The organism is Psychrobacter sp. UBA3483 (assembly GCF_002377905.1).
Classification (GTDB): domain Bacteria; phylum Pseudomonadota; class Gammaproteobacteria; order Pseudomonadales; family Moraxellaceae; genus Psychrobacter.
Genome location: NZ_DFQS01000049.1, coordinates 1 through 19969, shown reverse-complemented (window position 1 = coordinate 19969; position 19969 = coordinate 1). Strand labels below are relative to the sequence as shown.

Genomic DNA, 19969 nt, shown 5'->3' with positions numbered 1-19969 from the left:
AGATATTCTATCTTATCGTTTATATACCCTATAAAAACCATAAAAAAAGCCATTATCTTTAACAAAATAATGGCTTTTTTAGCAGGATCGATAGCAAAGAATTGCATCAGTCGTCAGGCAAGCATCAATGATCAAGCATTGGTATAACGACTGGCTTCTGGCATCCAGCGATGGATAAGTTGGCTGACGTCCGCTTTACGGGTTGGGTCAGAGATAAGATGTTTTGCTAGGCGCTGCGCAATCGCAAACAGCTGCTCATCGCGGATAAGGTCGGCCAAATAATAACCGACATTACCGGTTTGACGTTTGCCTAACAGCTCACCAGGACCACGTAGCTCTAAGTCTTTTTGGGCAATGACAAAACCGTCGGTGCTGTCACGCAGCACATTTAAGCGCTCCGTACCCGTCTCTGATAGCGGCTTTTGATATAACAGTACGCAGAAGCTTTTGGTCGAACCACGCCCAACCCGCCCGCGCAACTGATGTAGTTGCGATAACCCTAGCCGTTCGGCGTTTTCGATGACCATTAACGAGGCATTAGGTACATCAACGCCCACTTCGATGACTGTTGTGGCAATCAATAAATCAAGATTGCCATTCTTGAATGCTTGCATAATGGCTTGTTTGTCAGCGGATTTCATTTTGCCGTGTACCAAGCCAATACGAATGTCCAAGCGCTCATTTAAATCTTCATAAGTCGCTTCTGCGGCTTGCGCATCGAGCACGCTTGACTCTTCTACCAATGAGCAAACCCAATACGCCTGCCTACCTGCTTCACAATTCACTGCAATACGCTCAATCACTTCGTCGCGGCGGTTACGGTCAATCGTCACCGTGGTAATTGGCGTACGCCCCGGAGGTAGCTCATCAATGATAGAGGTGTCCATATCGCCATAAACGCTCATCGCGAGCGTACGCGGAATCGGGGTTGCCGTCATAATCAGCTGATGCGGTGTGCTATTGGCCACGCCCTTATTGGTCAAGGCCATGCGCTGCTCAACGCCAAAGCGGTGCTGTTCATCAATAATGACCAAGCCCAATTTAGCAAATTGCACCTGCTCTTGGAATAAGGCATGAGTACCAACCACCACTTGTACTGTATTTTCTGCCACCGCTTCTAACGCTTCACGGCGCTGCTTGGCGGTTTGTTTGCCGGCCAGCCAGCCAACGCCGATACCCAATGGCTCAAACCAGTTTTTAAAATTGACCAAATGCTGCTCTGCTAAGATTTCTGTCGGTGCCATGACCGCAACCTGCCAACCACTATCGAGTGCATAGCCCGCCGCGCCTGCCGCGACCAAGGTTTTGCCTGCGCCCACATCGCCTTGTACCAGTCGGAGCATCGGAATAGAAGTCGCCATATCAGCCGTGATGTCTTTCATGACGCGTTGCTGCGCGCCGGTTAAATCAAACGGCAATGCGCCAAATAACCGATCGGCAAGCGGGCTATTCATCGTACACTTGGGGGCTTTATGCTGATGCAATTGCTGACGGCGATATAACAGACTAAGTTGATGCGCGGTTAATTCTTCAATGATTAATCGCTGACAGGCAGCATGGGTGCGAGCACTTAATTGTGTCAGTAGCTGATATTGTCGCCCTGCATCGGTATAAGTCGGCGGCGTATGCAGCAATACTAAGGCTTCAAATATCGTTAGGTTATAAACATTTTGATTATCCGTGTCATTAACTGCAGTTATGTTGCCAATATAGCTTATTGAATTGTCAGGCACACGGCGCGCAAGGGTTGAAAATATATCGTCTGGAAAATCATCGTCTGCCATTGCCAATTTAGCAGGCTCAAAAGGCGCTAACGGCAAATCAGCAACCACCCCAAAGTCGGCAGGCGTGAACAAGGTCATCGGTAAACCTTGGGTGCGGACCGTTTGCAGCGCAAGCTTAATGAGCGTGCGCAGCTTATTTTGATGTAAGCCTTTCACGCTCGGATAAATCGGCTGTAAGCCTGTATTGACGATGGCTTCATTACTACTCATCACTTGATATTCAGGATGATGTATCTGCTTACCGTAACGACTGACCTTTACTTCACCAAATAATTGCAGCTGCGTGCCAAGACTCATCGTTTGCGCAAGGCCACGATAAACCTTAAAGAAACGCAGCGATAGGGTGCCAGTCTCATCATCGACCACCACCGTCATGCCACTGCGCTTGGTATCCACATGCACCACCCGCCCTGTAATTAAGGCGGCTTGCCCATGCGCCACATCAGCTATCGATACCAGTCGGCTACGATCTTCATAATCACGCGGTAGATGCAGCAGCAAATCAAAAATGCGCTCGATACCTAACTGGGACAACTGCTCCGCCACTTTTGGCCCCACACCCGCCAGTGCCGTCACCGGCATATCAAGCGCCGAAACGGGCATCTCAGACCTGATAGCGTCTGCTGGGTTCAAGGTAGTAGTGCGACTAACCGATGTGGGCATCAATAATCCTAATGATGTTTATGATTTAAAATATATTTGGTCTTATAAAAGCTATAATCATCAACCTCTATAAAAATGCAGTCAGAATGATTATAACGGCCAAGCCACCTGCTTATGCTAAGCTATTTAACGATACGGCGTCTAGCTGATTTCTCAGTAAGCGGCTGATGAATGGCTTATCTTTTAACTCTTTAGTGCTTTATGGTGATTTTTGCGTATGTTTTTATCTACTAATTATAATGGCTATCGGCATTTATCATGCTTGCTGCGCTTCAGCATACTTGCCATGTTGGGTGTGTTTATTAGTGCTTGCCAAAGTTTGCCGCCAGTTACTAAAACCGTCGCACCTATAGAAAAACAGCCAAAGGTCGCTTTGGTATTAGGCGGCGGCGGTGCCAAGGGCTTTGCCCATATTGGTGTCATTAAGGCGTTAGAAGAAAATGGTATCACGCCAACGCTAGTGGTCGGCACCAGTATCGGCAGTCTGATTGGCAGCTTATATGCCAGTGGTTATAACGCCAAGCAGCTTGAGCGCTTAGCGCTAAATACTTCTGACAGTGAACTAACAGATTTTACTTTATCCAACCAAGGCTTTATCGAAGGTATTAAGCTTAAAAACTTTATTAATGCAAAAGTTGGCGGACGCGATATAGAGGACTTTCCTATCAGCTTTGCCGCCGTCGCTGCCGAAAAACACACGCTAAAAAAGGCCGTTTTTAGCAGTGGCAATGCCGGACTTGCAGTACAAGCATCGTGCAGCGTACCCAATATTTTTATCGCGCCGCGCATTCCTGAAAAGATTGGCAAAAAATATATCGATGGTGGCGTGGTCAGCTTAGTACCGGTCGACACCGCGCGTGATTTGGGTGCCGATATTATCATCGCCGTTGATGTGACGGCGGCGAATGCTAATGGTCCCGCTAGCAATAACATACCGACTATCAATTCATTAAGCAGTTTTTGGGGTTTTCTTGAGAGCAATATCGTCGCCAATTTTTCTAACGCCACCAATGTTTCGAGTGTTAGCCAAGCAAGCACCAACCGTTCGACAGCAATGCGCCGTGAACGTGAGCGTGCGGATATTATCATTATCCCCGATATCGGTCATATTAGCTCACTAGATACCAGCCAACGACGCGCGCTAATGACGGCTGGCATGCAAGCCACTACCCCGCAAATTGCTGCCATTAAGCAACTTATGAAAGACAAAGCCCAGCAAGAAAAAGGTCTTGTAGAAAAGCTGCCAAGTAAATATGCCACGCTTTAATTTCAAAAGTACATTTAGCTGGTAAAAGCCATTTTACCAAATCTGAGTTAGTAAGTTGTTTATAAAAAAAGCACCGCAGCCTAGACTTTAGACTGTGGTGCTTTTCGATTCGGCAAGTATTAGATAAATATCAAAAAACAGACTTATTTAACGCGTGCACGATATTTAACCACAACGGTATCATTCAAACCAACGCCTTCTAAATCCCAACGTACCGCTTTATAGTATTTTAACGGAATTTCTTGCAATTGATTATCAACCTTACCGCGTAATGGCATACGGGCAAAGGTGTTGCCGTCAGCACTACCATAAGGGAAGTCAGGAGATACCGCACGTAGCAATTCTACTTGCTCAGGAATACTCATAGTGACGGTCATTTTACGTACGCGATCAGCATTGGTATTGGTAAAGTAGCCTTGATATTCTAAGACATTCCCTGACTGCAAGCGCGTATTGGCATTGACTGGAACCAGTACTTCCTGACCATTTGCATCGACACTAATCAATGAGGCGGTAATTTTGCTATTGACCGCTTGCGCCGTTGAAGTGCTGGCTGGGTTGGCATTTGACTGGATTGCCACTGAATTATCAACGGCTTGCTCTGGCGTTGGCAACATTGCTGAAGCCTGCGTCACTGCCATCACGCCAACGAGCGTACCAGCGACAACATGAAATAAGCGGTGGCCGCTCCACGCACTGAATGGGTTTGCAAAATGGTTACTTTTCTTCATGACATTCATTATCCCTAGTTAATGTATCGGTAAAACAGTATAGCGGTAAAACAATTTGTTAATAAAGCGTCGCTCAACAACATGGTTATTTTTATCAATTATCTGCGTAAGCTGGTGCTAAAGCAATAGCGCTTAGCATAACAAAAAGCGTTTGGCGGTACACCAATCCCGTGTTGAGGTTGTGTATATCATCTATTTGCTACCAAGATTCATTAAAGTGGCTAAAATAAAAGATAGCTCATAACGGTGTTTTTTGCTATGGTAATTCATTAGCGACATGCTTTTGCTGTCACGCTCTTTTTCTTATTCTAACAACTATTGCACCCATTATGACTACTAGCGCCATGCCACAAATTAATCCTGAATACGTACACTGGTTCCGCAACTCTGCCCCTTACATTAACACGCATCGCGGTAAGACTTTCGTGATTATGTTTGGCGGTGAGGCGGTCAATCATCCCAATTTCAGTACCTTGATTCATGACTTTGCTTTATTGCACAGCTTGGGTATCAAACTGGTACTGGTACACGGCGCGCGACCGCAAATCGAAAAAAACTTGAAAGATGCGAAGATTACTTCTCCCTTACATAAAGATATTCGAGTGACCCCGCGTGTTGCTATGCCGGCTATCTTACAAGCGGTTGGTGCGATTCGTTTGCAAATCGAAGCCCAACTATCGATGGGCTTAGCAAACTCACCCATGTACGGCTCGCGTATTGACGCGGTTTCGGGCAACTTTGTCACCGCGCGTCCTTACGGGATTCGTGACGGCGTTGATTATCAGATGACTGGTGAGGTGCGCTCAATCGATGTCGAAGCCATTAAAAACAACCTGTTACATGACCATATTGTGATTTTAGGGTCGATGGGTTATTCAGCAACGGGTGAAGTTTTCAACTTATTGGCTGAAGATGTAGCGCTTAGTGCTGCTGTGGCGCTCGGTGCTGATAAGCTGATATTCTTAGGTGAAGAAGCTGGTATCAATCACGATAACCGTTTGCTGCGTGAGATGATTCCAAATGAAGTCGACCGCTTTTTACGCGATCGTGATTTAAATTGTGAGATTAATTACTTCTTAAGCTGTGCTAGCAATGCCTGCCGTCAAGGCGTGCATCGCACCCATATCATCTCTTATGCCAAAGATGGCGCGCTTCTCGAAGAGCTATTTACCCGTGATGGTTCTGGCACCTTGATCAGTCATGACCCGTATGAAGAGATTCGCCGTGCTGATATCGACGATGTGGTTGGACTGCTTGAGCTACTAACCCCGCTAGAACAACAAGGTATCTTGGTCAGCCGCTCACGCGAGCGCTTAGAACAAGAGATTGATCACTATAGTGTCATTGAACGTGATGGTATGATTTTGGGCTGTGCCGCACTTTATCCACTGGATGCAGATTCAGCCGAAGTCGCTTGCGTGGCGGTCCATCCTGAATACCGTAGCGGCAGCCGCGGTGCTGACCTGCTGGCATTTTTAGAGCAACAAGCGCGCAGCCATGGTTTGCATAAGCTGTTCGTCCTGACCACTCGTACCGCGCATTGGTTTGTCGAGCAAGGTTTTGCGGAAGTTGATGCTGCTGCTCTACCGGAAGCGCGCCGTGAAAAATACAATAATGGTCGTAATTCTAAAGTGTTCCAAAAGGCTTTATAATTCAAAATAACTTTATAAGCCGCGAGTTAATTGGTTAGTTAGCCCTTTATTCATTAATCAATTGACAACCTTTAATTACCGCGCACGAAAAAGCCCTCATATATGATGAGGGCTTTTTATTGTCTTTAACCACTTTAAATTTAAAGAGCTAAAATCTGATAACGCCTTATTTTACTTTTAATAGCTCAACGGTAAAGATAAGCGTACTGTTAGGCTCGATACCAGCATTACCCGCTTCGCCATAAGCGATATCAGATGGGATATAGAATTCGTATTTGCCGCCCTCTTTCATCAACTGTAGACCTTCTGTCCAGCCAGCGATGACTTGATTAAGTGGGAATTCAATTGGCTCACCGCGCTCATAGGAGCTGTCAAATACCGTACCGTCAATCAATTTACCTTCGTAGTTCACTTCGACCACGTCAGTCGCTTTTGGTGATTTACCAGTACCCGCCGTCAATACTTTATATTGTAAGCCAGAAGCGGTGGTTTTCACGCCAGCTTTCTTGCCGTTCTCTGCTAAGAATGCCGCACCTTTGGTTTTGTTATCTTCAGCTTTACCTTCCATTTCTTTGACGAATTTCTCTTCTTGTTCTTTTTGATAAGTCATCAATACTTCTTGCATTTGTTCTTGCGTCAATGCTGATTCTTTACCTTCATAGCCATCACGAAAGCCTTTTTCAAAGGTATCAAGATTCAGATCGCCAACCGCTTCTTTATTACCTTCTGCCATCATATAACCCAAGCTATAACCCACTTTTTCATTGGCTGGGCTTTTTTCGGTCACTGAAACGCTTTTGCTGGCGCTTTCTTTATTACCATTACTAGCGTTACAGCCGGTAACCAATAACATCGCACTAGCAAGGGCACTAATGCTTAAGGTAGTAATTTTTTTCATAGAATACTCTCAAATTGTAGGGATAGTGGCGAGATGTCACATTCTTCTATCATAGCAAATCTTAGTTTTAGGAGCTACGATTCCCTTGAAATTATCGGTCAAATGTACAGTCTATGTTAATATTCGCCGCCAAATTAACAACTTATCACACAACTATAGTAAGCCGTTAAGCTTTCTGTCTTTAAATACTGCATTACATCAGCTAAGCTAAATTGGTTAAGGTAAGAAGTAACAGAACGTAGATTTTGTTAACAATCTGCATAGAATGTTGGCTAGGGTCTTATAAAAAACGCTTCTTGAATAATATCAATTAAAAATATTAATAATTAGGTATGTATTCGCTACCAATAATCAGGCTTATATTATATAGCAAAGATTGTTGGACAACGGGTGCATGATCATTAAAGGAGGACAGGATGAATCCAATGTATACATCGTTCAACGGTTATCTTGGTGGCCCTATTGGTTCCATCATCGGCGCTATTTTAATTTTTATCATTGGCTGGCTTGTGGCACTAGGTATTGCAGCTTTAGTACGCGGGGTGTTGTCAAAAGTAAATCTTAACCAACGTATGAATTCTTCTACGGGTAAAAGCTATGATTTAGAGGGGATTATCTCAAAAATCGTCTTTTGGTTTATTTTCATTATCGCTATTTCAGGCGCTTTAAATCAACTTAATCTAAACTCTATTTCGACCCCATTTGCCAACATGGTTAATCAAGTATTGGCATTCATCCCTAATCTTATCGGCGCGATTGCCGTTGGTATTATCGGTTGGGTTGTTGCAACTGTTGCTCGTACTGCTATTAACGCAGCATTAGCAAAAACCTCAATGGATGAGCGTTTAAGTGCCAAAGCTGGCGTAAAACCAATGAGCAGCACCATTGCTGATATGGTTTACTGGTTCATCCTATTGGTAGTATTGACCATGGTACTTGGTCAGTTAGAGCTTGAGGGTTTATTTGCACCATTGACCAATATGGTTGATAAAATCTTTAGCTTTATTCCTAACATTCTTATTGCTGGTGTGGTCTTTGTGGTGGGTTATATCATCGCCAAAGTCGTACGCGGCATTGTCACCAACTTAGTTTCTACGTTTGATGTACAGAAATTGGCATCAAAAGCAGGTCTAAGCGAACAAAACAGCCTGCCTAATATCGCAGGTTCATTAGCCTTTTTAGTGGTTATTATCCCAACGATTATTGCTGCTTTAAATGCGCTAAAAATCGATGTGATTGCACGCCCTGCAACCAACATGCTGAACAAAATCATGGAAGCCTTGCCAAATATCTTTATGGCAGCAGCGATTTTAATCGTGACCTTCTATGTAGTACGTATGGTCGCTAACATCATCAAAGGTTTGATTGAGAACACTCAAATCAATCAGTTGCCTGCGAAAGTTGGTCTGCAAGAAACCATGGGTGACAAGAAGGTTTCTGATCTTGTCAGTTATGCGATTATCTTCTTTGCCATGCTATTTGCTGCGATTGCCGCCGCTGATCTATTAGGTTTTGAACCTATCTCAGCCATCATCGCTATGTTTATCGCTTTTGGTGCTAATATCATTTTGGGCGCAGTTATTCTGTTTATTGGTTTTTGGCTTGCCAACATCATCGCTGGTGTCGTTGAGCGCTCTGAACAAGGTTCACAGTTCTTAGCAAACATCGTACGTGTCTTAATCATGGGCTTAGTACTGGCGATGGGTCTAAAAGCGATGGGTATCGCTGATTCTATCGTTAACCTAGCATTCGGTCTAACGTTAGGTGCGGTTGCGGTTGCATTTGCCCTATCATTTGGTCTCGGCGGTCAAGAAGCAGCCGCTCGCTTCTTACGTAAAATGCAAGATAAGATGGACAGAGAACGTGATGAAGCAAAAGCGAAATCTGCTCTGACGCCTAACTCTTCGACGCAAGATAAATTTGCGGCTTCAGTGCGTGATAATACGCCAACAGCTAAGCCTGCGACTACGTCAACTTCTGATATCCATACAGATATCGTCGATACGACTCGGGTGAATACAGACACGATCAATACCTCTGACATCAACAACACTGCCAATAACAAGGTAAACAATCCTAACGTAAATAACAACGTTAACGATGGTAGTATCACTGATGAGGATATTGCTAACAATAACATCCTGCCTGGTAGCGGTTTATATGACGATACCAATAATAAATAAGCAGTGATTATATTTTAAGTACAAAAAAGACAGCCTAGGCTGTCTTTTTTTATACGCGTTTATAAATATTTCTAACGAGTTATAGTGAGTGAAAAGTAATATCGATACATCACGCAATGCTTATATCAATTTTTCTTGCTTGCTGTGCCTGCGCAGACAGAGGCTACAAAAAATTGATATCAGCAATACCGTAGCGTTTTTAGGATACTTTTACTATAGCTAGAACAAAGCACATTTTATGTTCGGTTCTGCTCCCACTATCGGTTTAGATTTTGCTGTTGCAACTGCTGTATTTGCTTGGTCAGCTGCCGCTCGCGTTGGCTCATGGCAGCAACTGGCTGTATCCATAAATCAATATCGATAAAGGTGTCATTCGCCTCCTCAATGAAATCTATACCGAGTACAATCACGTGATGCAGCTCCGCTATCGGTAAGCGCGTGGCCACATCCAAAGCGATTTTCGCAAGGTTTGGCTGCATGGTTTGTTTACTATGTTGCCCTTTGACATCCTGCCCATAAAATATCAGCATATAATGCCGACCTAAAGACTCATAAGAATGTTGATGGACAACATAGCCCTGTTCTCGTAATTGCTGTTGTTGTTTGGGATGTTTATATAACGTACGAATCAGCTCATGACGTGAAAACAAAGACTCATCGACTATTTGCTGCTGCCAATATGCAAGGTCTATCTCTGAGGATTGTGGCCCATTATTTTTCTGCGCATCATCGCTATACCGCTTGAGCATTTGGCTAATCATTTGCGACCATAACACAGACGCTTGTGCCATATGCTGCTGATACATCTGGTCTGTCGTACTATGACTTTTTTGCGCCAGTGCCATCGCTATCAAAGCGGAATTCGGCTTATCTTGCATCTTATATTTAATCAGCGCGTTATCTATAGCGATAGCTTGCGCAAATACGGCAGGGTCATTTAGGAAACCATTAATCATCAACTCTTCAGTTTTAAGATTAGATACATGGCTACTAGCACTGTATTGCGTCTGCTCTAAACGATATTGTAAAAAACGCCATAGCTCGCATGGCGTATGTAGCGCCCTTAATATCAATTGCCAATCATGCCAGCCAAACAGCTGCAATGGCGGTTCGCTTGCATGTATTTCTGAACTTAAACCGTCTCTAAACTCATGCTGTAAACGTTCTTTTGTATTCTGATAAGCGCTTTTAAATTGAATATCAAAAACCACAACATACATTGTCGCATCTACGTTATCTTTATGCTTAGTTAAATAGTGGTTTTGCCATGCCGCAAGCGATTCAATAGCCGTTTTACGTACGTTTTCAAAATATCCTGCGACAATATCCTTAGGCAAATAGACCACCAACTCTATTAGTTGCAACCTACCTAGTGGCAATTGATATTCAAATTTTTGCGCCTTATATTGGCCGTTATAGCCAGTCGCAAGCGCTTGCAAATCAGGCAATACAAGCGTAGATACCTCAGATTGCAGGTAACAAGCCAACTCATCGCCAAGATAGCTTTTATCAGACCTCACCCTAGTCAAATTGGACACAGCCGCAACCTTTTCTTATAAAATAAATATGGCAATTTACACCCTGTCATAACTTTTGACGACAACTTAAACAACATAAACGCCATTATACCTAGTCGCATTCATCGCAGTGAGTTGTTATGATGACACAAAAGCTAGCACGTTTACGCCTCGGTTGCTGAGCTATCAATTGCCACAGCACCTGTGGGCTTGCTTAATATTTTTATTTATACAATAACACTCGTATAATAACAAGGACTGAACATCATGAAACGCTTTAAAGAAAAAACCGTCATCGTCACAGGCGCAGGTTCAGGTATCGGCCGCGCAACCGCCATTCGTTTTGCTCAAGAAGGCGCTAATGTGGTGTTAGTCGGACGTACCGCGGCCACCCTAGAAGAAACGGCTAAAGCGTTTCCACAAGATCGCACTTGGATTCATACCGACAATTTTTTGACCATCATTTGCGATATCAGCGTAGAAGCTCAAGTAAAAGAGATGATCAAAAGAGTCGTCGATAAATTTGGCAAAATCGATGTCTTGGTAAACAATGCCGGCAAAGCCATGCAAGGCAAAATTACTGAGCTGTCTTCTGAAGATTGGAAATTAGCCATCGATGTCAATTTAAATGGTACTTTTTATGTCTGTCAGGCTGCCATGCCGCATCTAATTGCGAGTAAAGGCAATATTATCAATGTCTCGTCGCTGTCTGGCGTCGGTGGCGATTGGAATATGGCGGCTTATAATGCGGCCAAAGCCGGTATCAGCAATCTGACTCGTACGCTCGCGCTAGACCACGGTGCTGATGGCGTGCGTGTCAACGCCGTCAATCCAAGCGTGACGGCAACCGAGATGACCACCGCCATTCAAGACAACGATAGCAAAAGCGATAAGTTTTTGGACCGCTGCCCCCTTAAGCGGATGGCGAAACCAGAAGATATCGCCGCCGCCATCACTTTTTTAGCCAGTGACGACGCCGCTATGATTACCGGTGTTAATTTGCCCGTTGATGGCGGAGTCAGTGCCTCTAATGGGCAACCGCATTTTTAGTAGCCAATAATCTATCGCCTAAAAAACTATTTGATAACAATCATAATTGCTCAAGATTAAAAAAGCCTCTGATAGCTCAAATATCAGAGGCTTTTTGGTTGCAACCGTTATTAGAAATCATAAAAGCGTTACTCAGCTAAATGATTGATATCTTGTAATGGCTGCGATAAGCGCTCAGGATATCGTGGTACTACCCCGCGATACTGCGCATAAATTTTTGGCAAATCGACGTCGATATTACCGGTCGGATAGACGGGCGACATAAAGCGTATTTCCTTGGTTTTATAATCCATGGCTACGGGCAAAATTGGCACGCCGGCACCTAATGCCAAATAATAAAAACCTGTTTTCCAGTCTTTGGTATATTGGCGCGTACCTTCTGGTGCTAGGCCTAAAAATAGCGGTTTGCCAGTCTTAAATTTATCGATACTCGCTTGCAGCACCGAGCCTTTATTACCACGGTCAATAGGAATGACGCCAATCCACTTTAACAGCTGCGCAAACAACGGCACTTTAAATAGCGTATGTTTGCCCATGATGCTGATTTTCAAATCTAGGGCAAATAAGCTTGGTATCGCATAAATACCGTCAACGTTGGAGGTATGCGGCAGTGCCAAAACCACCGCCTGCGGGATATTTGGAATCTCGCCAACGGTGCGCCAGCCTGCTGCTTTTAACAATGCGGACCCAATCTTTGGCGCAAATTTATTACCACGTTTTGGTACTAAATTACCCAGCTGGTTTTTGCTCAAACTTGGTAGTACTTTTGAGCGCGTAGGATTAGAAACAGCCACTTTAGAACGCTTAAAAAATTTTGATGTCATGACGGCACCAGATAGTAAAAGATACCTCTATAATACCATTAAGCGTATGCTACTAGATTGAATTTTATAGGCTTTTATTACCTGCCAGCTCACTTTTTCCTATACTGATATAACTAAACTATAGAAATGAAAAGTAAAGTGCGCAAACCTATACAACCTTTCCTAGATAATCGCCAAATTGCCTTTATTTTCAAGCCATGACTTACGGTCAGACGCACGTTTTTTGGCGAGCAGCATATCCATCACGCTATTGGTCAGTATCATATCGTCCATGTCCAGCTGTACCAAACGGCGAGTATCACGGTTCATGGTGGTCTCGCGCAGCTGTTCGGCACTCATTTCACCGAGTCCTTTAAAGCGCGTGATTTGGGCTTTTTTATTGCCCGGTACATTGGCCAATATGTGTTCAAGCTCTGACTCATCTAACGCATAATGTACTTCTTTACCCACATCGACGCGGTACAGCGGCGGCATCGCGACAAATAAATGACCTGCATCAACCAACGCTGGGAAATGCTTAACAAACAGGGCACAAATAAGCGTGGCAATATGTAGACCATCAGAGTCAGCATCAGCCAAAATACATATTTTGTCATAGCGCAGCTCAGATAAGTCGTCCGACGCTGGATCCACACCAATCGCGATGGCAATATCATGAATCTCTTGGCTCGATAGTACCGTATCTGACGACACTTCCCACGTATTTAGAATCTTACCGCGAAGGGGTAATATTGCCTGATAATGACGGTCACGTGCTTGCTTGGCACTACCGCCTGCCGAATCCCCTTCAACCAAAAATAGCTCTGCACCGTCACGTAAATCACCGCGACAATCCGCTAACTTCCCAGGTAATGCTGGCCCTTGAGTGATTTTTTTACGCGCGACTTTTTTGGCAGATTTTAGACGGCGACCAGCTTTATTAATCGCCAATTCGGCAATTTGCGCACCCCTATCGGCATGCTGATTGAGCCACAAGCTAAAGGCATCTTTTGCCAATGTTTGCACCGCGCCCGCCGCTTCACGACTAGAAAGCCGCTCTTTGGTTTGACCAGAAAACTGCGGCTCAGAAAACTTCAGTGATAGGATATAGTTGACGCCATCCCAGACATCTTCGGCTGTTAATTTAACATTACGAGGCAGTAGATTATGGATATCGCAAAACTCACGTAGGGCCTCTAAAATACCAGTACGTAAGCCATTAACATGCGTACCGCCCTGCGCGGTTGGGATAAGATTGACATAGCTTTCTTGAATCGGCGTGCCACCATCCGGCAACCAAGACAAGGCAAAGGTGATAGCAGCGCGCTCACCAGCTTTTGCCTCATGGTTATAATAAAACGGCGCCTCCGGTAAGGTTTCTAAACCATCTAGCTGCTCGTTTAAATATTCAACCACCCCGTCGGTAAATTGCCAAATAACTTTTTCATTGTTGATATCATCGACAAACTCAATCGTCAGACCAGCGGCTAATACCGCTTTGGCTTTCAGATTGTGTTTCAGCTGCCTAACATTGAATTTTGGCGTATCAAAAAAACTACCATCGGCCCAAAACTTAACTCTAGTGCCACGCTTACGTTTATTGGGGCTCACCGTTTCGGTTAAAGAGGTGACCGCTGCGCCATTCTCAAACGCCATCTCGAACTGCGTACTATCGCGCCAAACCGTTACTTCAACTCGCGTTGAGAGTGCGTTGACGACAGAGATACCCACACCATGCAGACCGCCCGACACCTCATAATTGGAGGTCGAAAACTTACCACCCGCATGCAAACGGGTCAAAATCAGCTCAATCCCTGATTGACCAAATTCAGGGTGGATATCGGTTGGCATACCGCGACCATCATCTTCGACCGATAGCGAGCCGTCACTATGCAGCTGCACCTTGATGGTCTTTGCATAGCCCGCCAACGCTTCGTCGACTGAGTTATCAATGACCTCTTGGGCTAAATGATTGGGTCGCGTGGTGTCAGTGTACATTCCAGGGCGACGACGGACAGGCTCCAGCCCTTCTAAAACTTCTAACGATTGCGCATTATATTGACTCACAAATGCATCCTTAATTATTCATGTGCGATTAATTCTATTAACCCATTATAACGAAAAACAGTGGCCTTAAGGTCAATACTCATTTGCTTACGTCAGATAATGTCGTTTAGTTAAATCCGTGTGAGACTCTGCAGCATCTCAATCACCGTAGGTAATTGCTCAATAAAATCACTAAAGCGATGATCGCCGCCCGTTTGCATCGTTACGCTTGCTCCTTGCGTTTGATAAAACTGTTTAGACAGTTCAGGATTAAGCAGCTCATCTCCTTCCTTAATGAGGACAGCAATTTTATTAGGACAATTAACGGTTGATAGTTGGTGCGCTGCAAACCAGCGTAAATCTGCTTGAGTAATACCCCAACCGCCCGCTGTCGAATGAATAACCTGCTTGCCCAAATCCTCGTCTTTAAAATTGTTTTTTAGCGCAAAATCTTTGGCAAACCGCTGCAAAGTAATATGGGGCTGGATGCTGGGATTTAATAATAGCGCTGGGCAACCGGTATGATTGCTAACCACCGTAGAAAAATAACCGCCTAAGGAGCTACCGACCAGTACGGTAGGAAAAAATTTATTTGGCTTATCTTTCGCCTTTTTATTTTGACCGTCTAAACGTTCAATTAACGAGAGTATTTGCTTAAAAACTTGCTCAGGGGTCTTGTTCAAATCTGGTCGTAATACCTTGATATCGGGATGATACTTTTGGCAATAATCCTCCAATAATTTGCCTTTTGTTGAGTTGGCATCACTGTCTAAGCCATGGATATAAATAATATTCATGTAGAATCTCACTGATTGGTTTTGTTATGATTGCTATATAGGGCGGTGCAAAACTTAGCATAGCACTGACGCCACAAAAACAGTAACGATAAAATGGCACAGTATTATTCGCTATTTGCGCCATACTAGTATTTACGGTGAGACAAGACAAGCAATCGGGCAAGTTAAAGGAATAACGTAATAGCGATGGAGCCGCCATGAATCAGCAGTTTGAACTGTTCGAGATTGCCAATCCATGCATTGGTGTTTGCCAAAGCAATAAAAAGGGCTACTGCTTTGGCTGCCTGCGTAGCCGTCCTGAGCGCCAGCTATGGCATGAGATGAATACCGAACAGCGCCGCGAAGTACTAAGGCTTATAGCAGGACGTCGGCAACGTATCGAGCAGCTGCGAAAGCGTAAAGGCGAGCAATTGGGCTTTGATTTTGATGTACCAATAGAGACAGGAAGATTGTTTTAACAAAGAGACTAGTTAATATATACTTAACTTTAAAATCCACTAATGTAAAAAAACTACATAGTATCCTATTGAAATTTATTTTATTATCACTATATATAAGTAAATGAATATTGATAAACCAAATGATTTTTAAGGATAAGATAATGAATCATACTGTCACGCCTGATATGAAAGACACAGTGAAAAACTCGCGCCAAATTGAACACCTTTACGCTGGTGTCGATACCCAAGACGGTGCTGGGGTTAAGCTGACGCGGGTACTGACCCAGCAGCTACAAGAGCGTCTTGACCCGTATTTGATGTTAGACAACTTTAAAAGCGATAATCCAGACGACTATGTTGCCGGTTTCCCCAATCATCCGCATCGTGGTTTTGAAACCATTACCTATATGATTACTGGCCGTATGCGCCACCGCGATAGCGCCGGTAACGAAGGGCTATTACAAAATGGCGGTGTCCAATGGATGACGGCGGCTAGCGGCGTGATTCATTCAGAATTGCCTGAACAAGAGAACGGCGCAATGGAAGGTTTTCAGCTTTGGCTTAACCTACCTGCTAAAGATAAAATGAATGACCCTTGGTATAAAGATTTTCAAAGTGACGATTTGCCAAAATATAGCACGGAAGATGGCGTAGACGTCACGGTAATTGCGGGTCAATCGCATGGTATTGAAGGCGCGGTCACACGTAACATCACTGAGCCGACTTATTTGGATATCCATCTACCAGCAGGAACGAGTTTTAGTCAGGCGATTCCGGCTGACCATAATGCTTTTGCTTTTGTCTATCGCGGTATCATAGAGATTGCAGGCGAAACGGTACCAACCAAGACCATGGCTATTCTTGAAAATAACGCGGATACTGATGGCGTCACCATTACAGCCGATAGTAGTGAGGATACCAAAGTGATTTTAATCACTGGTCGCCCACTACGCGAGCCAATTGTGCAATATGGTCCTTTTGTCATGAACAGTCAGCAAGAAATCATGCAAGCAGTCACCGATTTCCAAAGTGGCAAGTTTGGTGAAGGCGCTTAAAATCTAACTATTAGCTAAGCATTAGCCTTGTTTATTTAAATACTCTCTTGAATGTTAAAGCCCGTATTAGTTCGTTAATACGGGCTTTTTCAATCATAAGAAAAGTAAATCTACTGCTTTAACCACGAACTTAAACTATATAGTCGCACGGAGTAACAGCCCCATCACCTAGAATGACTCATTGGCAAAATTAAGCCACATCAACTTGGCGTTCACGGCGATAGTGGCGCAATTGATGTTCTAAGCGTCTGCCCTCACTAAAAGCGGATACCCGCTTTAAATAGCCAATGATACGCGTGGCATGATCGACATCGTTTGAGCCACAAGCCTCACAGTGATAAAGGGTGCGCTTATCAATATGCTGACACTCATTGCAAATGGTGATACGCACGTTAATGCAAAAGTACTGGCACCCTGTGGTTGCGGCAATATCTAATAATTTACGATACTGCTGCTTATCGAGAGTTTCATCCAAATTCAAATGTAAGGCCGAGCCACCATCGAGCCACTGCGTGAGCTCACGCCCATGCAGCATAAACTTATCCAAGGTATTGGTTGTTTCATCCTCTACCAGATACAGATAAGAGTTATAGCACTCACGCGACACCTCATAGCCATCTCGTTTGTCCCATTTGGCATTTTTAACGCCTAAGTTTTCCGCTGGTACAAACTCAGTATTAAACTTCAAACCATACTGAATACTGGCTTTTCGATTTTCATCATAAATGGTTTTTAGGATGTCGTTAACGAAAGTATGATATTGCTGATTATTACCGACTACTATGCCCTGACTCTCCGCCGCTTCTGCCATGCCATTGATACCGAGCGTCAAGAACTGCTTATCTAGTTGAATAAACCCTGCATCGTAAACAGGTAACATGCCAGATGCTTGATATTGTTCCATCAGTTTACGATAACTGACCTGATACTTATGAATTTTTTGTACCTCTGCAGCCAAATCTTGCCCATTTTGAATCATACGATTTAGATTAAGGGTGATAACATTGATTGAGCCGGTAGCCACGCCACCTGCGCCCAAAGTATAAGAGAAAGTGTGATCAGTGATTTCATTGCGCAGACGACAACAAGAAGCTAAAGAATCCGGATTATCACTTTGATAAATAAAGAAGCTGTTTTTTTCTGCCAACTCGGTCGCTAGCATATCGGCATATTCTTCATCTTTACATTTACCGTTTTCGGTTAGCATGGCGCAGGTAACGACTGGGAAGGTTAAAATTGCACGCTTACGCTCTTCATTAAACCAGGTTAAAAAATACGCCTGTAGCTGTTTAATCGTTTCCCAGTACGGTCTTTCACCATCAGGAAACACAAAGTTGGCAAACATGGCATCAAAATAATGTTCGTCGTATAAAGAGATATTCCAAAACGCGCTTTGATAACCACGCGCAGCAGCAGGTTGATTAATGGAATAAACCACTTGCTGGAAACAGTTTTCAATCAATGATTTATGAGTGGTTAAATAATCACTACCATGGTCTTTACGAGCGAAGTAATCGAAATAGGCAAGAAACTCAACCGTCGCCACTGCGCCAGCAAACTGTGAGCTAATGGCAAATATCAAGTTAATGAAAGAGCCACAAAACGACGCTAAGTGCTGCGGTGGACCGGCCTCACCTCCCAACTTCTTTAGGCCATCGAGCAAAAATGGATATAACGATACTGAGACGCAGTAAGGTTTTAGGCTGGTTTCGTCATGTACATAAATTTCATGAGCTTCAATTTGGCGCAAATACTCATCTGCCAAATGACTATCAAAACATGTGCGAATCTGCTGTTGTACTTGACTGCGATTAACCTGAATAAAATAATCTTTCATAATTTCGCTTTCTAAAGTGGCGATATTCTTGACCGTCACGTTGGCATTGGCGTCTACATGAGAGCCATCTGCCGCATTATTCGCTTGCATATAATCTTTGATAAAAAACAATTTATCGCCCAACTGCTCTGAATTCAACTTACTCATAATTCCTCCAAAACAAATGATTTAATACTTCACCGTTAGTACAATCGATAAACCTTTGATTAGTGGTTGGAGTGTCTAAACCTCCAAGCTCCATAATCCATGGTCCTGTTTTTAGATAAGTTAGCTCTGCTTGCAAACTGGACGGTATGGCATCCAAGCCTGTGTACAGTGCCGTTTTCAATCCGGAGTGTCGAACCTGCTTGAGCGCAGACAACAAGGCGGACGGTTGCCATTCACCACCCATAAACAGCACACAGCTGACGAGACCCTTATAGCTTTCCAATAACCCTGCTAAAAAGTCATCAGTTAAAGGCGTACCTTTCTCTTTTTTCCACGTGTCAGCACGACTACAACCTCGGCACATCAAAGGGCAGCCAGCAACGGTCAACGCTAAGCTAACCTCTGTTGGTACTTCTTGAAAAACAATGTCATATTCAACAATATTCAACATCACTACCCCTTAAGCCAAATCGCGGAGACCCATATATAGTATATACACCTTACTAATAACACAATATGTGGGATATTTAATTTAAATACTGCTCAGTAACCATATCTAAATCAATAATTTAGGTATAAGAGACACACTAAAAATCTAGTATTTAAAAAGTTTTTTTAAGAAAATCTGATAAATTATGCAGAAAGAAATAATTTTTAAAGATAAATTTGAGAGATTCTAAAGTCATCGAAATAAAAAATAGAGGCGTTAAGGAGTATTTTTTTAAATAAAGAAAAGCCCTTTCATAACGAGATATGAAAGGGCTAGAAAAAATTGATAATAACGTCAGATAAGTAAAGTAAGCATTGGTTAAAGTAGACAATTGATATTTTTTTATAAAACCCACTCCCAAAGAAAACCCCCAACTGCATAAGCAGAAGGGGGTTACTTTAGAATAGAGAGCTGACGATGACCTACTCTCACATGGCCGGAGCCACACTACCATTGGCGCGATGATGTTTCACTTCTGAGTTCGGGAAGGGATCAGGTGGTGCCATCATGCTATTGTCGTCAGCAAAGGGGGTTAGATATGAGTCTGAATGTTTTAATGACTAGTGTCATCTTAACCCGACTGAATCAAGGATTAAGGTGATATCGAAA

General features: G+C 43.7%; 15 protein-coding genes and 1 rRNA gene. 6 read left to right on the top strand and 10 right to left on the bottom strand.

What is annotated here, in order from left to right; genetic code table 11:
• Positions 1–131: 131 nt before the first annotated feature.
• Positions 132–2447: an ATP-dependent DNA helicase RecG gene (gene recG / locus B2866_RS08870; protein ID WP_296192995.1), complete on the bottom strand. Its 2316-nt coding sequence runs from the start codon at positions 2445–2447 to the stop codon at positions 132–134.
• A gap of 217 nt (positions 2448–2664) precedes the next feature.
• Between recG and B2866_RS08865 the strand changes: the two genes are divergently transcribed.
• Entirely contained in the window at positions 2665–3714 is a 1050-nt protein-coding gene (locus B2866_RS08865) for a patatin-like phospholipase family protein (RefSeq protein WP_296192992.1), read from the top strand.
• A gap of 143 nt (positions 3715–3857) precedes the next feature.
• On the opposite strand, the gene B2866_RS08860 is transcribed toward B2866_RS08865, so the two are convergent.
• Entirely contained in the window at positions 3858–4445 is a 588-nt protein-coding gene (locus B2866_RS08860; RefSeq protein WP_068406123.1) for a hypothetical protein, read from the bottom strand.
• Between the two features lie 329 nt (positions 4446–4774).
• Here B2866_RS08860 and argA point away from each other — a divergent pair, with 329 nt between their 5' ends.
• The gene (argA, locus tag B2866_RS08855) at positions 4775–6097 is read left to right on the top strand and encodes an amino-acid N-acetyltransferase (protein WP_296192989.1); all 1323 of its coding nucleotides are present in this window, start codon (positions 4775–4777) and stop codon (positions 6095–6097) included.
• Positions 6098–6263: 166 nt separating this feature from the next.
• Here argA and B2866_RS08850 read toward each other — a convergent pair whose 3' ends face one another.
• Positions 6264–6995, bottom strand: a complete 732-nt coding sequence (locus tag B2866_RS08850) for an FKBP-type peptidyl-prolyl cis-trans isomerase (RefSeq protein ID WP_296192986.1) — start codon at positions 6993–6995, stop codon at positions 6264–6266.
• A gap of 416 nt (positions 6996–7411) precedes the next feature.
• Between B2866_RS08850 and B2866_RS08845 the strand changes: the two genes are divergently transcribed.
• Complete coding sequence (locus tag B2866_RS08845) at positions 7412–9178, top strand: mechanosensitive ion channel (protein ID WP_296192983.1); 1767 nt, start codon at positions 7412–7414, stop codon at positions 9176–9178.
• Positions 9179–9435: 257 nt separating this feature from the next.
• On the opposite strand, the gene B2866_RS08840 is transcribed toward B2866_RS08845, so the two are convergent.
• On the bottom strand, positions 9436–10716 hold the full coding sequence (locus B2866_RS08840; RefSeq protein ID WP_296192980.1) for a hypothetical protein: 1281 nt from the start codon (positions 10714–10716) through the stop codon (positions 9436–9438).
• Between the two features lie 246 nt (positions 10717–10962).
• Between B2866_RS08840 and B2866_RS08835 the strand changes: the two genes are divergently transcribed.
• Positions 10963–11745, top strand: coding sequence for an SDR family NAD(P)-dependent oxidoreductase (locus B2866_RS08835; protein ID WP_296192977.1), 783 nt, complete (start codon positions 10963–10965; stop codon positions 11743–11745).
• Between the two features lie 128 nt (positions 11746–11873).
• Here B2866_RS08835 and B2866_RS08830 read toward each other — a convergent pair whose 3' ends face one another.
• From B2866_RS08830 to B2866_RS08820, 3 genes are all read right to left on the bottom strand, one after another.
• On the bottom strand, positions 11874–12569 hold the full coding sequence (locus B2866_RS08830) for a lysophospholipid acyltransferase family protein (RefSeq protein ID WP_296192973.1): 696 nt from the start codon (positions 12567–12569) through the stop codon (positions 11874–11876).
• A 162-nt stretch (positions 12570–12731) separates the two neighbouring features.
• Entirely contained in the window at positions 12732–14615 is a 1884-nt protein-coding gene (gene parE / locus B2866_RS08825) for a DNA topoisomerase IV subunit B (RefSeq protein ID WP_296192971.1), read from the bottom strand.
• 110 nt (positions 14616–14725) lie between these two features.
• Positions 14726–15391, bottom strand: coding sequence for a YqiA/YcfP family alpha/beta fold hydrolase (locus B2866_RS08820; RefSeq protein ID WP_296192968.1), 666 nt, complete (start codon positions 15389–15391; stop codon positions 14726–14728).
• A 197-nt stretch (positions 15392–15588) separates the two neighbouring features.
• On the opposite strand from B2866_RS08820, the gene B2866_RS08815 reads away from it, so the two are divergent.
• A complete protein-coding gene (locus tag B2866_RS08815) occupies positions 15589–15849 on the top strand; it encodes a DUF1289 domain-containing protein (RefSeq protein ID WP_296192965.1) in 261 nt (86 codons plus the stop codon).
• Between the two features lie 143 nt (positions 15850–15992).
• A complete protein-coding gene (locus B2866_RS08810) occupies positions 15993–16886 on the top strand; it encodes a pirin family protein (protein ID WP_296192962.1) in 894 nt (297 codons plus the stop codon).
• Positions 16887–17076: 190 nt separating this feature from the next.
• Here B2866_RS08810 and nrdD read toward each other — a convergent pair whose 3' ends face one another.
• The 3 genes from nrdD to rrf all read right to left on the bottom strand — a co-directional run bounded on the left by nrdD (position 17077) and on the right by rrf (position 19884).
• Positions 17077–18870, bottom strand: coding sequence for an anaerobic ribonucleoside-triphosphate reductase (gene nrdD, locus B2866_RS08805; RefSeq protein ID WP_296192959.1), 1794 nt, complete (start codon positions 18868–18870; stop codon positions 17077–17079).
• Entirely contained in the window at positions 18863–19321 is a 459-nt protein-coding gene (gene nrdG / locus B2866_RS08800; protein ID WP_296192954.1) for an anaerobic ribonucleoside-triphosphate reductase activating protein, read from the bottom strand. The genes nrdD and nrdG overlap by 8 nt, the downstream gene beginning before the upstream one ends.
• Positions 19322–19769: 448 nt before the next feature.
• A 5S ribosomal RNA gene (gene rrf / locus B2866_RS08795) occupies positions 19770–19884 on the bottom strand.
• Positions 19885–19969 lie beyond the last annotated feature (85 nt).

Coding starts and splice junctions, on each gene's coding strand:
- nrdD (WP_296192959.1), bottom strand. CDS start 18,870: ATGAGTAAGTTGAATTCAGAGCAGTTGGGCGATAAATTGTTTTTTATC.
- B2866_RS08860 (WP_068406123.1), bottom strand. CDS start 4,445: ATGAAGAAAAGTAACCATTTTGCAAACCCATTCAGTGCGTGGAGCGGC.
- recG (WP_296192995.1), bottom strand. CDS start 2,447: ATGCCCACATCGGTTAGTCGCACTACTACCTTGAACCCAGCAGACGCT.
- B2866_RS08830 (WP_296192973.1), bottom strand. CDS start 12,569: ATGACATCAAAATTTTTTAAGCGTTCTAAAGTGGCTGTTTCTAATCCT.
- B2866_RS08850 (WP_296192986.1), bottom strand. CDS start 6,995: ATGAAAAAAATTACTACCTTAAGCATTAGTGCCCTTGCTAGTGCGATG.
- B2866_RS08820 (WP_296192968.1), bottom strand. CDS start 15,391: ATGAATATTATTTATATCCATGGCTTAGACAGTGATGCCAACTCAACA.
- B2866_RS08865 (WP_296192992.1), top strand. CDS start 2,665: ATGTTTTTATCTACTAATTATAATGGCTATCGGCATTTATCATGCTTG.
- B2866_RS08835 (WP_296192977.1), top strand. CDS start 10,963: ATGAAACGCTTTAAAGAAAAAACCGTCATCGTCACAGGCGCAGGTTCA.
- B2866_RS08845 (WP_296192983.1), top strand. CDS start 7,412: ATGAATCCAATGTATACATCGTTCAACGGTTATCTTGGTGGCCCTATT.
- nrdG (WP_296192954.1), bottom strand. CDS start 19,321: ATGTTGAATATTGTTGAATATGACATTGTTTTTCAAGAAGTACCAACA.
- B2866_RS08810 (WP_296192962.1), top strand. CDS start 15,993: ATGAATCATACTGTCACGCCTGATATGAAAGACACAGTGAAAAACTCG.
- B2866_RS08815 (WP_296192965.1), top strand. CDS start 15,589: ATGAATCAGCAGTTTGAACTGTTCGAGATTGCCAATCCATGCATTGGT.
- argA (WP_296192989.1), top strand. CDS start 4,775: ATGACTACTAGCGCCATGCCACAAATTAATCCTGAATACGTACACTGG.